Source organism: Rhizobium sp. SEMIA4064 (genome assembly GCF_003025035.1).
Lineage (GTDB): Bacteria > Pseudomonadota > Alphaproteobacteria > Rhizobiales > Rhizobiaceae > Rhizobium > Rhizobium paranaense.
The window spans coordinates 365203-379194 of record NZ_PYJN01000016.1 but is presented as its reverse complement, the minus strand read 5'-3'; the positions used below and the strand labels follow the sequence as shown (position 1 = coordinate 379194).

Below are 13992 nucleotides of genomic sequence, written 5' to 3'. Positions count from 1 at the left end.
TCTCCGAAATCGGGGAGTAGATTCATGAGCACCGAACAGACGCCCGTCGAGGATTTGACCGAAGAAGAAGCGGCCGCGGCGCTCGCCTATCTGGCAGCGGAGATTGCGCGCAATGACGCGCTCTATCATGGCCAGGACGCGCCTCGGATTTCAGATGCGGAATATGATGCGCTGAAGCGGCGCAATGATGCCATCGAGGCACGCTTCCCAGCGTTGGTTCGCGCCGACAGCCCGTCACGGCGGGTGGGTGCCGCGCCGTCGGAAACCTTTGCGCCTGTCGTGCATGCAAGGCCGATGCTCTCGCTCGACAACACCTTCTCGCAGGAAGACGTGCAGGATTTCGTCGCCGGCGTCTATCGTTTCCTTGGCCGGCTGCCCGATCAATCGATTGCCTTTACTGCCGAGCCGAAGATCGACGGGCTTTCCATGTCGATCCGCTATGAGAACGGCCGGATGGTGAGCGCGGCAACCCGCGGCGACGGCACGACCGGCGAAAACGTCACCGCCAATATCCGCACCATCAAGGAAATCCCGCAGACCTTGCCCGCCGGCGCGCCTGCGGTCGTGGAAGTGCGCGGCGAGGTCTATATGGCCAAGAGCGATTTCCTGGCGCTGAACGCGCAAATGGAAGCGGAGGGCAAGCAGACATATGTCAACCCGCGCAATACGGCGGCCGGCTCGCTGCGCCAGCTCGATGCGAAGGTGACGGCCAGCCGCAAGCTGAAATTCTTCGCCTATGCTTGGGGCGAGATGTCAGACATGCCGGCCGACACGCAGTTCGGTATGGTGCAGACATTCGGGAAATGGGGTTTTCCGGTCAATCCGCTGATGAAGCGGCTGAATTCGGTCGCCGACATCCTCGCGCATTATGATGAGATCGGCCTTCAGCGTCCGGATCTCGATTATGATATCGACGGCGTCGTCTATAAGGTCGACAGTCTGGAGTTGCAGGCTCGACTCGGTTTCCGGTCGCGCTCGCCGCGCTGGGCGACGGCACATAAGTTTCCGGCGGAGCAGGCATTCACCCGGCTGATGGGCATCGACATACAGGTGGGCCGCACGGGGGCACTGACGCCGGTCGCGCGGCTGGAGCCGATCACAGTCGGCGGCGTCGTGGTGACCAATGCGACGCTGCACAATGCCGATTACATCAAGGGCATCGGCAACAAGGGTGAGCCGATCCGCGATAGCCGCGACATCCGGGTTGGCGACATGGTGATCGTGCAGCGCGCCGGCGATGTCATTCCGCAGATCGTCGATGTCGTGCTGGAGAAGCGGGAAACGTCAAGCCTTCCTTACGAATTTCCCAAGGTGTGCCCGGTCTGCGGCAGCCATGCGGTGCGTGACATCAACGAGAAGACCGGTAAGGTCGATGCAGTAACGCGCTGCACAGGCGGCTTCATTTGCCGGGCGCAGGCAACGGAGCATTTGAAGCATTTCGTGTCACGCAATGCTTTCGATATCGAGGGCCTGGGTTCGAAGCAGATCGATTTCTTCTTTGAGAACGAGGATGCGGCGCTGCAGGTGCGCACCGCGCCTGACATCTTCACGCTGGAAAAGCGTCAGCAGTCTTCGCTTGCCAAGCTGGAGAATATCGATGGCTTCGGTAAGGTCAGCGTTTCCAAGCTCTATGCGGCGATCAACGAGCGGCGCGATATCGCTCTGCACCGCTTCATCTTCGCGCTCGGTATCCGCCATGTCGGCGAGACGACGGCGAAGCTCCTGGCGCGCTCCTATGGCAGCTATGAAGCCTTCGAGGTGGCAATGAAGGAGGCGGCGCCTCTTTCGGGAGACGCATGGAACGACCTCAACAATATCGAGGGCATCGGTGAGGTCGTGGCGCGCGCTATCGTCGAATTCTACAAGGAGCCGCGCAACATCGCCGTGATCTCGAAGCTGCTCGAAGAGGTGCGGCCGCAAGAGGCGGAACAACCGACCACATCGGGCAGCCCTGTTGTCGGCAAGACGGTGGTTTTCACCGGTTCACTCGAGAAATTTACCCGCGATGAAGCCAAGGCCAAGGCCGAGAGCCTCGGTGCCAAGGTTTCCGGCTCAGTTTCGAAAAAGACCGACATTGTCGTCGCCGGACCCGGTGCGGGATCGAAGCTCGACAAGGCACGGGAATTCAATGTGCAGGTCATGACCGAGGATGAGTGGCTGGCGCTGATTGGGGGCTAACGTGGTTTTGATTGCGAGGTTGATTTGTTCCCGTTTTGGGAATAATTGTTGTCAATGAATATCGTTGCAAAAACGACGCTTCGTAGATTTTGGGAGCGCCACCCGCAAGCGAGAGTTCCCCTTGCAACATGGTATTCGGTCGTCAGCAAAACCGAATGGAGCGGGCCGGCTGACATCAAAAAGATGTTTGGTGCTAACGTGGATTTTATCGGTGACAACCGCGTGATCTTCGATATTGCCGGCAACAAATACCGATTGGTTGTTCATATCGTCTACAAGCATAGGCGCGTGCTGATCAAATTTGTCGGCACTCATGCGGACTATGACAGAATTGATCCGGAGACAGTGTGATGAGGGATATCAAACCGATCAAGACAGATGCGGATCTTGAATGGGCTCTTGCGGAGATCGCTCCTTATTTCGACAATCCACCGGAGGATGGAACAGCGGAAGCGGATCGTTTCGACGTGCTGACGGATTTAATCGAAGCCTATGAAAACCGGCATTTCACGGTCGAAGATCCAGAACCGGTTGAGCTTCTGCGGGCATTCATGGAAATGACGGGTCGGAGTCAGTCTGATCTAGCTGAGCTTCTGGGCTCCCGCTCCCGTGCCTCGGAAATCCTTGGCCGGAAGCGGGCATTGACGCTTGATATGATTTTCAAACTTAAGGAAGAGTGGGGCATTCCCGCCGATTGCCTCGTGCGGCCCTATGCCTTGGTTGCATGAGTGTGAGGGCTACATCCTCACGCGCGCCATCGTGAATGCATCCACATATTCACCGTTGCGAAACGCAAAGGCTTTGAGCCGTCCCTCGGTTTCGAAACCGAATTTCTCGTAAAGCCGGATCGCCCGTCCATTGTCGACATAGACCGTCAGTTCCAAGCGTTTGATCGCCAGCCAATTGTCGGCGGCGTCGATGAGGGCGGTGAGCAACGCCGAGCCGATGCCCCGGCCGGTGAAATCGTCGTGGACGCCCATGCCGAGGTGGCCGGTGTGGATCTGCCGGCCGGAATGGCGGCGCAGGCCGGCATTGCCGACGACTTGCCCGTCGAGCACGGCGACGAGATTGATCGAGCCGGGTAGGGTTTTTTCCATCCACTGCCGGGTTTCTTCGATGCTCTGGAAGGGTAGGCGTAGTGTGCCGGCGCGATATCCGGGCAGATTGGCAATAAAGGCTACCGCTTCGGCATCGGACAGCCGTGCGGCGCGGATTTCCACTGTGCCCGGTTTTCGGGATCGTCGTTCGTCTGAATCTTGTTGTTCGGAATTCATGTGCTCTCCTTAAGGTTCAAGAGGAGAGCAGAGCCTTCAAACCCTGCTCGCCTCGGCAGGGTTGAAAGGGACCGCAATCAGCTCAACGCGACGCCGCTCCCGCTCGCCCTGCAAGGGGTGAGGTGGTGAGAGTATGCATCACGGTGGTGCGGTTTGCGATCATGGCAACAACTTCCGGTGCTTTGCGCGGAAGTCAATGGGTTGCCTTTAACAACCGATTTGCATGGTATTTCCCGCATACCGTGTCGACCACTCGCCTTAATGCGAAAGGATGAATTGAATTGGCGTCGCGCAGGCCGCTGAATACCATCAGGGGCATGATGTAAAAGGCGAATCCCTTTCGTCCGGTCCCGCGCAATATGGGTTAGTGGGCGCCGGGTTCAATGCGTTTGATACTTGTCAACGACGTCTCAATCATTCGCGGCGGTGCGACAAAGGTGGCGTTGCAATGCATTGATGCGAGCAGGCAAGCAGGGCTGAATTGCGCCATCCTGGTCGGCGATGACGGCGAAGGACTGAAGCCGCGCTTTGCCGGCATCCGCACGGTCGCGCTCGGCGAACGACCCCTTCGCGACGGGCCTACTTTCACCGATGTCTTCGAGAAGAATTACAACAAGCGTGCCTACGAGGCGCTGGACGGTCTGCTGAAGGAAACGGACGAGGAGACTGTCGTGCATGTGCACGGCTGGTCGCAAATTCTCTCGCCGTCGATCTTCTACGCACTCGCCAAACACAAGGCCAAGGTCATCATCACGGCGCATGATTTCTTCCTGACTTGTCCGAACGGAGGGCTGATCAATTTCCAGAGCGGAACGGTCTGCGATGTCCGCCCGCTGTCGGCAGGATGTCTGACGACCAATTGCGACAAGCGAAATTATCTCCACAAACTCTGGCGCTTCCGCCGCACGCTGACCCAACGCGGCGTCGGCGAGGAGTTCTGGAGCCGCGTCGGCATCGTGTTGGCGCATGAGAGCATGGAACCCTATTTGAATTCCGGCCCGTTGCAGCATTTTCTGACCTTGCGCACACCGACGGAGCCATTGACGCCAACGCCCGTGGAGGCTTGGCGCAATCACCGCACCGTCTTCTTGGGGCGTATGTGCTGGGAAAAGGGTGTTCGCACGCTCGCCGACGCATTGAACAAGACCGGGCGAACGGCGACGCTGATCGGCCGTGGACCGCTGCTCGACGAGATGCAGCGGGCGTTGCCGCATTGTTGGGTGCCGGGTTGGCTGGCCGACGAGGAGGTGACGACGCTGGCCGGGGAAGCGCGCGTCTTCATCATGCCGTCCCGCATGCCCGAACCCTACGGACTGGTGGCCGCCGAGGCGCTGATGTCCGGCATTCCCGTCATCGTCAGCAGCAATGCGCTGATAGCCGCCGAAGTAGAGCGGCACGGCGCGGGACTGGTCTTTAAAAGCGGCGATGCCGGCTCGCTGGCGGAACGCCTCGCGAGCACGGATGACGACAGACTGATGCAGAAATTATGCGAAGGCGCGTTAGCACTTGGCCAGCGGATTGCACCCAGCAAAGCAGAATGGGGTCGGCGCATGGTCGATATCTATACAGGCAGGAGCGGCTTCTTCGCTCATTGAAAAGGGGGCAATGACATGGCGCGGGCGTTGGTAACGGGGGGCTGTGGTTTTGTGGGGAGGCATCTGATCAAGCGGCTTTTGACCGAGGGGTTGGATGTTGTGTGCGTCGATCAATTGGTGGAAGGGACGGGGGCACGGCATCCCGATCTCTGGCAGCGCTTTCCTGGATCGCGCTTTACGTTTTTCGAGGAGGATTGTCGCACTTTCTTTCTCCGCCCTGCGGAACGTTTCGACTATGTTTTCCACCTTGCCGCGCTGGTCGGAGGCCGCGTGACGCTGGAGGCGCGCACGCTGGACGTTGCCGAGGATCTGGCGGTGGATACGGAATTGTGGAAATGGGCGGCACGCGCCAAGCCTGGCTGCGTCGTGTTCTTCAGCTCCAGTGCGGCCTATCCCGTCTCGCTGCAGACGGTCGCTAACCACCGGCTGCTTTCGGAAGATATGATTTCTTTCGAGGCCGCCATTGGCGTGCCGGATCTCAGCTATGGCTGGGCGAAACTGACCGGCGAATATCTGATGAAGCTCTATGTCGAACGCTACGGCCATCGGGCGGTCGCATATCGGCCGTTCAGCGGCTATGGCGAAGATCAGGATCTGGCCTATCCATTCCCGGCCATTTGTCGCCGCTTGCTTAACGAAAGAGGCGCGCCGGAAGTTTTCGTCTGGGGGTCGGGCCGGCAATGCCGGGACTTCATCCATATTGATGATTGCGTCGATTTCATCTGGCAAACCAAGGAACTATTGCCGGATGGCGCAAGCCTCAACCTTTCGACCGGCCTGGCTACCTCCTTTATGGAGCTGGCGGAGACCATTGCTCGGCAAATTGGCTGGAATCCTGTCGTGAACGGCCTCTGCGATCGCCCTGAAGGCGTCTTCTATCGCTGCGGCGATACGGCTCTGCAGCGTTCCTATGGGCTCGCGCCGCGCGTCAGCCTGGAGGAGGGAATTGCGCGAATGCTCAATCATCTGCGTATGGAGCAGGAGCAGTACGACATCGCTATCTGACGCGCGACCTCTCCTCTCACGCAGGTTTTCGCCGCGACATCAGTTCATGTCACTTGACATGCAACCAAATAGTTGCCTATAAGATCACCAATAGGCAACTAAATGGTTCCGTGTTTGCATGAACGACGATGCGGTTTTTCGAGCTTTGGCGGATGCAAGCCGGCGGCAATTGCTGGACCGACTGTATGAGCAGAATGGCCAGACGCTCGGCGAACTCTGCCAGGGCTTGGAGATGACGCGCCAAGCCGTGGCGAAACATCTTGCCATATTGGCAGAGGCGAACCTGGTATCCGCGCAGCGGCAGGGCCGGGAGAAGCTGCATTTTATCAATCCCGTTCCGATCAACCACATCGCCGAACGCTGGATCAACAAATTCGAGCGCCGCCAATTAAGCGCTCTTTCCGCCCTCAAGAAAGCGCTGGAGGGTGATAGCGGCGAGTAGCGGCCGCCAGATACCGTCACTAGGAAATCACCTTACAAGAGGAGAAATATCATGACCGGTAGCAGCTTTGTTTATGTGACCTTCATCCGCACCACACCCGACAAGCTTTGGTCAGCGCTGACGACGCCGGAGTTCATCAAGAAATACTGGTTCAACATCCAGCATGAGACCGATTGGAAGGTCGGTTCGCCATGGAAGATGGTCTATCCGGACGGTCGTATCACGGACACCGGCGAGATCGCGGAGTTCGATCCGCCGAAGCGGCTCGCCATCAAATGGCGCAACGAATTCATGCCTGAACTGAAGGCGGAAGGCTGGTCGCGTTGCGTCATGGATATCGAGCAGGTGGAGGATGTGGTGAAGCTCACCGTCACCCACACGATGGAGCTGGAAAATGCGAAGTTCATCGGTGCCGTATCCGGCGGCTGGCCGAAAATCCTCTCCAACCTCAAATCGCTCCTGGAGACAGGCGAGGTCGTGTTGAAGGAAATCAGATGAGCGACAGCAGGGGCGCTTACGGAGCGCCCCGGCCTCCCTTGCATCCCCCGATCGCCACCTTACCTTAGCGGGGCCGCGGCTCGATCGGCGGCGATGTTGGAGGGTGCTCGATGACGTCACTGAAATTGCATGCCGCTATTGCCGCGTCGTTCCTGGCGCTGGCGCCTGTTTCCGCTTCGGCTGAGATTGTCGGCAAGGTTGGGGTGGATTGGACCGGCAACGACATTCTGGTCGATGCCGTACCGGATCCGGAAGTATCCGGCGTAACCTGCCACGTCACCTATTTCGACCGGAGCGTCATCGACCGGCTGAGGAACGGCAATTGGTTCGAAGACCCTTCCAACAACTCCATTGCCTGCCGTCAGACGGGGCCGATCGAGATCGGCAATATCAGCCTGTCGGAGGGTGGCGAAGAGGTGTTTCGCGCCGGCTTGTCGCTGATTTGGAAGAAGCTGGTGGTCGACCGAATCTACGACAAGAAGAACGACACGCTGGTCTATCTCATCCATTCACGCGAATTGACCGATGGTTCGGCGAAAATGGCAATTTCGACCATTCCGTTGTTCGGCCAGAATGTTACCTGGAAGAATGGCAAACCCAAATAAGATTACCGGGATACCGCATTGAGAACCGTCAAGGGGTTTGTACCAAAAAAAGTCCTGCTCTTTGGTTACTGAATGCCTCTCGGTCGCTTTCGGATTGCGCCATTTTGGTGCAGTTCTAGGGCGAACGTGGAAGTGCCACTTCCATCTGTTCACGGCCTGCGCGACCGGCGCACCGGCAACACCCCTGCCGACGACGGTCCTTCAAACACAATCGCCCTGGAGCGCTTGCTCCAGGGCGATTTTCGTTTGCGATGCTGTCTGGAAATCAAGCCGCTTGCGCGAGCTCGTCCGCAATCACCGTGTCGAGGTTCAGGAAGCAGACCATGGTCTTCTCCAGCGCGACGATGCCGCGGCAGAAGGCGCGCTGCGCTTCCGGAATGATTTCCGGCGGCGGCTGCAGATCTTCGCTCTTGATGCTCATCATATCGGAGACCTGTTCGACCAGCAGGCCGACGAGCTTGCCGGCGATATCGGTGACGATGATGGCGGAGCGTTCGGACGGCTCGGTCATCTTCATGCCGAGGCGGCAGGCCATATCGATGACCGGGATCACCGCGCCACGCAAATTGATGAGGCCAAGCACGTAGGGCGGCGTGTGCGGCATCGGCGTCACCGGCGCCCAGCCGCGGATTTCGCGGATGGCCATGATGTCAATGCAGAATTCCTGATCGCCGAGGTGGAAGGAGACGATCTCCAGATAGGCGCCCGATTGTTTGATAGCATTCGTCATGGTCAAGGACTTCCCGTTTGGCGCCGGCGGCAGGCGGCGGTAGCGATTGAAAAAGGATCGGCTGGAGCGGCTGATGGCTGCGACAGCATCCGGTGGCTTTGGCGCTTAAAACGCGCTTCGCTCTCCGGCGGGCGTCATGCCCTTCTGGAAGAAAATCGATTTGCCGCATATTCGGCGGCCGGCGAGTCGGACTTCGCCCCTTTGTATTTTGATGTTCGCGCGGAGTGGTTAGAATTGCTTTAACGCGACGATGGATTCCGCATCTTTGCGCCCGGACCGGGGCATTCACCTTACTCAGCAGCCCCCAAAAACATCTTCTTGAATTGCGTCCTCCACTTCAACCCGCTAAACCCTTGAAATAATCGCCTGCGCGGCCCGCTTATCGAGCCTCGGCCGGCGTGGTGAGGAAAAGCAGCGATGAAGAGCGTGCGGATTGTTGTCTGGATAGCCGTGGTGATCGTGGCCGGGCTGTTGGGTTGGTTGAGCTTCGGCGTTACCAAGTCGCCAGAAGCTGCCAGCGAGGGACCATACGGCGTGCCGTTCACGCTGGTTGCGCAGAATGGCCAGCCGGTCAGCGAGCAGGCGTTTCGTGGAAAGCCGACGGCGCTTTTCTTCGGCTATACGCATTGTCCCGATGTCTGCCCGACGACCTTGTTCGAGCTGAACGGCTGGATGCAGAAGGTCGATCCCGACGGGACGAAGCTCAACGCCTATTTCGTGACCGTCGATCCGGCACGCGATACGCCCGCGATCATAAAGGAATATGTCTCCAACGTTTCCAGCCGTATCACCGGCATTTCGGGTGACCCCGACAAGGTGATGGATATGGTCAAGGGCTTCAGGGTCTATGCCAAGAAGGTGCCGCTCGACGAAAAAGATCCGAACGGCGACTACACCATGGATCATACCGCCTCGGTCTTCCTGCTCGATTCCGCCGGCCGCTTTGCCGGCACAATCGCCTATCAGGAAGACCCGGATGTAGCGGTCAAGAAGTTGCAAAACCTGATCAAGAAGGGCTAGGGAGTACCGATGGCGGACGGAGCCGGAGGAGAGAGGAAATCCAGATCCGTCCTGATCGCGGGTGCCGGTCCGGCTGGCTTGACTGCAGCCCTGGAGCTTGCCCGCCGTGGTTTCATTCCGCGTATCGTCGATGACGGCCAAGGGCCTGCGCCTTTGGAAGAGAGCCGGGCTCTCGGCATCAATGCCCGCACATTGACGCTGCTCTCGCCTTCCGGCGTTACCGAGCGCATCCTTGCGGCCGCTCAACCCATTGCACATTTCCGTATCCGCTCTGGAACCAAGGTCCTTGCCGATGTCGACACGCGACGGATGCCGGGACGCTTCGGCGCGATTCATGGCCTGGCGCAAGGCGTGACCGAGCGGTTGCTGATCGAGGCGCTCGCGGCCCACGGCATTGCACCGGAGTGGCAGACCGCGATCCTGGTGGAAACCATCGCCGATGTTAACAGGCCGGAGGTGATGCTGCGGCGCGCGGACGGGGCCACGGAGACGGTTCGTCCCGATATACTGATCGGCGCCGATGGCGCCCACTCGGCCGTTCGCAAAGCGCTTGGCGCCGGTTTTCCCGGTGAGGCGCTGGAGGCTTATTTCTATCTCGCCGATTTTCGGTATGCGAGACCGGTGGACACGCATTTCGCCGAGATCACGCTTTGCGATCCCGGCATGGTCGGGCGTTTGCCCGTGTCCTCCGATGTACTGCGCTACATCTCGACATTGGAGGATTTCGAAAGCCGCATTGTTCATCCCGATGCGGTTGTCGAAAAGACCTGGGTCTCGCAGTTCCGTATCAATTTCCGCCATGTCGAGCCGATGGCCAGGGGTAACGTGTTTCTGGCGGGCGATGCGGCGCATATTCATTCCCCGGCTGGTGCGCGCGGCATGAATCTCGGCATAGAGGATGCCTGCTGGCTTGCCTGGCTCATTGCGGAAGGCCGCGAAGAGGAGTATTCGGCGCTCAGAATTCCAGCCGTGAAACGGGTGCTGAAGCAGACCTATGGCCTGACCCGCCTAATCACCATGAAAAATCCGCTGGCGATTGCTGCACGCAATCTGTTCGCGCCGCTGCTTCTGCGTTTCGGACCGGTGCGGCACGAGCTGCTTCACAATATCGCTGGCTATGGCACGCCGAAGCCGCCCTGGATCGACTGGGCCGAATAAGAGCAAGAGAGAACGAAGACTTGAGTGAAATCCGCCTGTACGTAACGACGACCGAGAAAAAGGCCGAACAGATTCTCGATCTGATGACGCCGATGTTCGAAGACGAAGAATTGCCGATCGCCACCACCGAGATCGATGAGAAGAAGGATATCTGGGAAGCTTCGATCTATCTCTATGCAGACGACGAAGAGGACGTGCACGCCCGATTTGCAGGCGTGTTGAAGCCAGCTTTTCCGGAACTCGTCATCCAAAGGGAAGTCATTCCCGATGTCGATTGGATCGCAAAGTCGCTGGAGGGGCTTAAGCCGGTTCGGGCAGGGCGCTTCCTGGTGCATGGCTCGCATGATCGCGACAAGGTGAAGCCCAGCGATATCGCCATCGAGATCGATGCCGGCCAAGCCTTCGGCACGGGCCATCACGGTACGACGGCGGGTTGCCTGGAGACGATCGAAAAAGTGCTCGCCAGCCGCCGGGTGCGCAACGCGCTCGATCTCGGCACGGGTAGCGGCGTCCTGGCGATCGGCGTGCGCAAGTTGCGCAATATTCCGGTTCTCGCCACCGATATCGATCCGGTTGCGGTTCGTGTTGCCCGTGAAAATGTTCGCGGCAACGGCATAGCCTCCGGTATCGCGCTGGAGACGGCGCCCGGCTTTCATTCCACGGCCTTTTCCCGCCACGGGCCTTTCGACCTGATCATCGCCAATATTCTTGCTCGGCCGCTGATCAAAATGGCGCCGCAACTGGTTGCCCATCTCGCGCCCGGCGGTTCGGTGATTCTTTCCGGCATCCTCGCCCAGCAGCGTTGGAAGGTGCTGGCCGCCTATAACGGTGTAAGGATGCGCCATGTGCGCACCATCTGGCGCAATGGCTGGGTCACCATCCATCTCGACCGGCCTTAAAATCCTTCGCCGCTTACCCTAACCCTCTCCCCGCACGCGGGGAGAGCAGACCTTATTGTGGGAGACCTAAAACGCAAAAGGCGGTGCCGAAGCACCGCCCTGCAGACCGGTATCTGACCGATCCTGCCCGCGAGCGTGTGGAGGAGTGCTCAAGCGGGCTCTACCGTTCAGGTCGCAATCCGGGGAGGGAGGAGGAGTTCCGGACCGCGATCCAATACGAACGCGTAGTCTTGTAACTGTTAGTGGCGACCGCCACGGTTTGCGCCGATTGCCTTCGACGTTTCGACTTCGAGCTGACGAAGCGCGCCGATGGAGTGACGTACGGTGCGACGCTCGCCTGCCAGCGCCGGGCTAACATATACGGAGCGAGAGATAGGCATTTTCATAGTCCTTTTTGAGTGGGTTCGTCGTGAACCCCGTTTGATGCGCTCCATATAGCGACTCGCCTTTTTGCGTGGCAGGGGGCATGCTTCATGGGAGCTATGCAGTTGATGCATAATTCGCGTCGTGATGATGTCACAATTCAACCTGCCTGCTCACGAAATGGGCGAATTCGTTAACGTCCGATTCTCTTACCTTGAGGGCGTCGGTCGGAGTTCTCTTCGGATCAATAGTGCGCAATCGGGCCTGAAAATCGTTTCACACTTCTCGGGCTCATGCTCTAACATGCTGTCGCCGCTCAGTTTCGCGGATTCTCGGGTCATATTCGGATTAAGCCATGTTCCAGTCTTTCGACGTCACTTCCACCCCGCAATTCGGCCGCGAGCGCGTCACCGGTCTGCGGGCCGCCTTCAGCGATCTCGGCATTGACGGCTTCCTCGTACCCCGTGCCGATGAGTATCAGGGCGAGTATGTGCCCAAGTGCTCGGAGCGTCTGGCCTGGTTGACCGGATTCACTGGCTCTGCGGGTGTTGCGCTTGTGACACAGTCGCAGGCCGTGGTTTTCGTCGATGGCCGCTATGTGACGCAGCTTGCCGAGCAGGTGGACGGATCGGTCTTTACCGGTGGCGATCTGGTCGACGAGCCGCCGCATGTCTGGCTGCCGCGCCATGCGCCCAAGGGCTTCAGGCTCGGCATCGATCCGTGGCTGCACACCGGCGCGGAGGTGCGGCGGCTGGAAAAGGCACTGGCGGAAATCGGAGGCAAGCTTGTCTTCCTGCCGCATAATCCGCTCGACAAGCTCTGGAGCGACCGGCCGGCCGAACCGCTGGGCGCCGTCATCATTCAGGATATTGCGCAGGCTGGTGTTCTCGCCAAGGACAAGCTGGCAGCCATCGCGGCCGATCTGAAGGCCAAGAAGCTCAAGGCCGCGCTGATCACCGATCCGTCTTCGGTCGCCTGGATCTTCAATATTCGCGGCAACGATGTGCCGCACACGCCGCATCCTCTGGCCCGCGCCATCATCTATGCCGAGGGCGAAGCGGAGCTCGTCCTTGACAAGCGCAAGACCAAGGTCGAGGCGGAGGCCTATCTAGCGCAGATCTGCAGACAATTGCCGCCTTCCGATCTCGCCAAGCAACTGGCTACCGCCTCCGCAAATGGCGGGCGCATTCTCGTCGATCCCGATCTCGCTTCCTATGCGCTGACCGACCTCATCCGTCGCGAGGGCGGAGAGGTGGTGGAGGGCACCGATCCGGCCCGGCTGCCGCGGGCGCGCAAGAATGCCGCCGAAATCAACGGCTCGGCCGCTGCCCATCTGCAGGACGGCGCAGCTATGGTCGAATTCCTCTATTGGCTGGAGACCAGTAAGCCAGGCACGATCACGGAAATCGCCGCTGCCGAACGGCTGGAGGCAAGCCGCGTGCGCGTCGGTCAGAGCATGCAGAACCCGCTCAAGGATATCTCCTTCGATACCATCGCTGGCGCAGGTGAACATGCGGCGATCATGCACTATCGCGTCACGACGGCGAGCGATCGGCTGATCCAGGCCGGCGAGCTGTTTTTGATCGATTCCGGTGCTCAATATATCAACGGCACGACCGACATTACCCGCACCGTGGGCATCGGTGCTGTTTCCGAGGAGCAGAAGCGCCTGTTCACGCTGGTGTTGAAGGGCATGATCGCCATCAGCACGGCGCGCTTCCCCAAGGGCTCGCGCGGTTGCGATCTCGATCCGCTGGCACGTATCGCGCTCTGGAAATCCGGTGTGGATTTTGCCCATGGCACCGGCCATGGCGTCGGCTCGTATCTTTCGGTACATGAGGGCCCGCAGCGCATCTCGCGGCTATCGACGCAGGAGCTGCTGCCCGGCATGATCCTGTCGAACGAGCCGGGCTATTACCGCCCAGGCCATTTCGGCATCCGCATCGAGAATCTGATCTACATTCGCGATGCGGAGGAGATTGAAGGTGGCGACATGCCGATGCTCGGCTTTGAAACGCTGACTTTCTGCCCGATCGACCGTAGCCTCGTCCTGCCGGAACTGCTGACCCGCGACGAATTACAATGGCTGAACGATTATCACGTCAGAACCCGCGAAGCGCTGATGCCGCTGATCCACGACAAGGAGATCCGTGCTTGGCTGGAAAATGCGACCCTGGAACTCAGTCGCTGAGGAGTGGCCTATTCTGCCCGTAAAGGGCAGGATA

At 59.2% G+C, this 13992-nt stretch carries 16 protein-coding genes; 13 read left to right on the top strand and 3 right to left on the bottom strand.

Going from position 1 to position 13992, the window contains the following annotated elements; all coding sequences use genetic code 11:
* Positions 1–24 precede the first annotated feature (24 nt).
* Genes ligA through C9E91_RS11835 form a run of 3 tightly spaced genes read left to right on the top strand, consistent with a single transcriptional unit; the run spans position 25 to position 2906 of the window.
* Positions 25–2178 carry an NAD-dependent DNA ligase LigA gene (gene ligA / locus C9E91_RS11845; RefSeq protein WP_107108456.1) on the top strand — a complete coding sequence of 718 codons (2154 nt, stop codon included), beginning with the start codon at positions 25–27 and terminating at the stop codon, positions 2176–2178.
* Positions 2179–2232: 54 nt separating this feature from the next.
* Entirely contained in the window at positions 2233–2529 is a 297-nt protein-coding gene (locus C9E91_RS11840; protein ID WP_107108455.1) for a type II toxin-antitoxin system HigB family toxin, read from the top strand.
* The gene (locus C9E91_RS11835; RefSeq protein ID WP_107108454.1) at positions 2529–2906 is read left to right on the top strand and encodes a helix-turn-helix domain-containing protein; all 378 of its coding nucleotides are present in this window, start codon (positions 2529–2531) and stop codon (positions 2904–2906) included. The genes C9E91_RS11840 and C9E91_RS11835 overlap by 1 nt, the downstream gene beginning before the upstream one ends.
* Positions 2907–2915: 9 nt before the next feature.
* Here C9E91_RS11835 and C9E91_RS11830 read toward each other — a convergent pair whose 3' ends face one another.
* Entirely contained in the window at positions 2916–3452 is a 537-nt protein-coding gene (locus C9E91_RS11830; RefSeq protein WP_107108453.1) for a GNAT family N-acetyltransferase, read from the bottom strand.
* Positions 3453–3835: 383 nt separating this feature from the next.
* Here C9E91_RS11830 and C9E91_RS11825 point away from each other — a divergent pair, with 383 nt between their 5' ends.
* The 5 genes from C9E91_RS11825 to C9E91_RS11805 all read left to right on the top strand — a co-directional run bounded on the left by C9E91_RS11825 (position 3836) and on the right by C9E91_RS11805 (position 7597).
* The gene (locus C9E91_RS11825) at positions 3836–5047 is read left to right on the top strand and encodes a glycosyltransferase family 4 protein (RefSeq protein ID WP_107108452.1); all 1212 of its coding nucleotides are present in this window, start codon (positions 3836–3838) and stop codon (positions 5045–5047) included.
* A gap of 15 nt (positions 5048–5062) precedes the next feature.
* Positions 5063–6052 carry an NAD-dependent epimerase/dehydratase family protein gene (locus tag C9E91_RS11820; protein WP_107108451.1) on the top strand — a complete coding sequence of 330 codons (990 nt, stop codon included), beginning with the start codon at positions 5063–5065 and terminating at the stop codon, positions 6050–6052.
* Between the two features lie 118 nt (positions 6053–6170).
* Positions 6171–6494: an ArsR/SmtB family transcription factor gene (locus C9E91_RS11815; RefSeq protein WP_107108450.1), complete on the top strand. Its 324-nt coding sequence runs from the start codon at positions 6171–6173 to the stop codon at positions 6492–6494.
* Between the two features lie 51 nt (positions 6495–6545).
* Positions 6546–6992 (top strand): SRPBCC family protein, encoded by a 447-nt coding sequence (locus C9E91_RS11810; RefSeq protein ID WP_107108449.1) that lies wholly within the window; start codon positions 6546–6548, stop codon positions 6990–6992.
* A gap of 110 nt (positions 6993–7102) precedes the next feature.
* Positions 7103–7597, top strand: a complete 495-nt coding sequence (locus C9E91_RS11805; protein WP_107108448.1) for a CreA family protein — start codon at positions 7103–7105, stop codon at positions 7595–7597.
* Positions 7598–7862: 265 nt separating this feature from the next.
* Here C9E91_RS11805 and C9E91_RS11800 read toward each other — a convergent pair whose 3' ends face one another.
* On the bottom strand, positions 7863–8327 hold the full coding sequence (locus C9E91_RS11800) for a chemotaxis protein CheW (RefSeq protein WP_028752375.1): 465 nt from the start codon (positions 8325–8327) through the stop codon (positions 7863–7865).
* Between C9E91_RS11800 and C9E91_RS19655 the strand changes: the two genes are divergently transcribed.
* The 4 genes from C9E91_RS19655 (at position 8307) to C9E91_RS11785 (ending at position 11404) form a co-directional block, all read left to right on the top strand.
* On the top strand, positions 8307–8570 hold the full coding sequence (locus tag C9E91_RS19655) for a hypothetical protein (RefSeq protein WP_146143995.1): 264 nt from the start codon (positions 8307–8309) through the stop codon (positions 8568–8570). The two genes, C9E91_RS11800 and C9E91_RS19655, sit on opposite strands and share 21 nt — an antisense overlap.
* Before the next feature lie 174 nt (positions 8571–8744).
* A complete protein-coding gene (locus tag C9E91_RS11795; RefSeq protein WP_107108447.1) occupies positions 8745–9347 on the top strand; it encodes an SCO family protein in 603 nt (200 codons plus the stop codon).
* 9 nt (positions 9348–9356) lie between these two features.
* On the top strand, positions 9357–10505 hold the full coding sequence (locus C9E91_RS11790; protein ID WP_107108446.1) for an FAD-dependent oxidoreductase: 1149 nt from the start codon (positions 9357–9359) through the stop codon (positions 10503–10505).
* Positions 10506–10525: 20 nt separating this feature from the next.
* Positions 10526–11404 (top strand): 50S ribosomal protein L11 methyltransferase, encoded by an 879-nt coding sequence (locus C9E91_RS11785; protein ID WP_107108445.1) that lies wholly within the window; start codon positions 10526–10528, stop codon positions 11402–11404.
* A 239-nt stretch (positions 11405–11643) separates the two neighbouring features.
* Here the strand turns inward: C9E91_RS11785 and C9E91_RS19800 are convergent, their stop codons facing one another.
* Entirely contained in the window at positions 11644–11784 is a 141-nt protein-coding gene (locus tag C9E91_RS19800) for a hypothetical protein (protein ID WP_181316075.1), read from the bottom strand.
* 338 nt (positions 11785–12122) lie between these two features.
* Between C9E91_RS19800 and C9E91_RS11780 the strand changes: the two genes are divergently transcribed.
* Positions 12123–13958: an aminopeptidase P family protein gene (locus C9E91_RS11780; protein WP_107108444.1), complete on the top strand. Its 1836-nt coding sequence runs from the start codon at positions 12123–12125 to the stop codon at positions 13956–13958.
* Positions 13959–13992: the final 34 nt, after the last annotated feature.

Bases quoted from the DNA above. Each gene is read 5' to 3' on its own strand.
- ligA (WP_107108456.1), top strand. From the start codon at position 25: ATGAGCACCGAACAGACGCCCGTCGAGGATTTGACCGAAGAAGAAGCG.
- C9E91_RS11840 (WP_107108455.1), top strand. From the start codon at position 2,233: ATGAATATCGTTGCAAAAACGACGCTTCGTAGATTTTGGGAGCGCCAC.
- C9E91_RS11835 (WP_107108454.1), top strand. From the start codon at position 2,529: ATGAGGGATATCAAACCGATCAAGACAGATGCGGATCTTGAATGGGCT.
- C9E91_RS11830 (WP_107108453.1), bottom strand. From the start codon at position 3,452: ATGAATTCCGAACAACAAGATTCAGACGAACGACGATCCCGAAAACCG.
- C9E91_RS11825 (WP_107108452.1), top strand. From the start codon at position 3,836: ATGCGTTTGATACTTGTCAACGACGTCTCAATCATTCGCGGCGGTGCG.
- C9E91_RS11820 (WP_107108451.1), top strand. From the start codon at position 5,063: ATGGCGCGGGCGTTGGTAACGGGGGGCTGTGGTTTTGTGGGGAGGCAT.
- C9E91_RS11815 (WP_107108450.1), top strand. From the start codon at position 6,171: ATGAACGACGATGCGGTTTTTCGAGCTTTGGCGGATGCAAGCCGGCGG.
- C9E91_RS11810 (WP_107108449.1), top strand. From the start codon at position 6,546: ATGACCGGTAGCAGCTTTGTTTATGTGACCTTCATCCGCACCACACCC.
- C9E91_RS11805 (WP_107108448.1), top strand. From the start codon at position 7,103: ATGACGTCACTGAAATTGCATGCCGCTATTGCCGCGTCGTTCCTGGCG.
- C9E91_RS11800 (WP_028752375.1), bottom strand. From the start codon at position 8,327: ATGACGAATGCTATCAAACAATCGGGCGCCTATCTGGAGATCGTCTCC.
- C9E91_RS11795 (WP_107108447.1), top strand. From the start codon at position 8,745: ATGAAGAGCGTGCGGATTGTTGTCTGGATAGCCGTGGTGATCGTGGCC.
- C9E91_RS11790 (WP_107108446.1), top strand. From the start codon at position 9,357: ATGGCGGACGGAGCCGGAGGAGAGAGGAAATCCAGATCCGTCCTGATC.
- C9E91_RS19800 (WP_181316075.1), bottom strand. From the start codon at position 11,784: ATGCCTATCTCTCGCTCCGTATATGTTAGCCCGGCGCTGGCAGGCGAG.
- C9E91_RS11780 (WP_107108444.1), top strand. From the start codon at position 12,123: ATGTTCCAGTCTTTCGACGTCACTTCCACCCCGCAATTCGGCCGCGAG.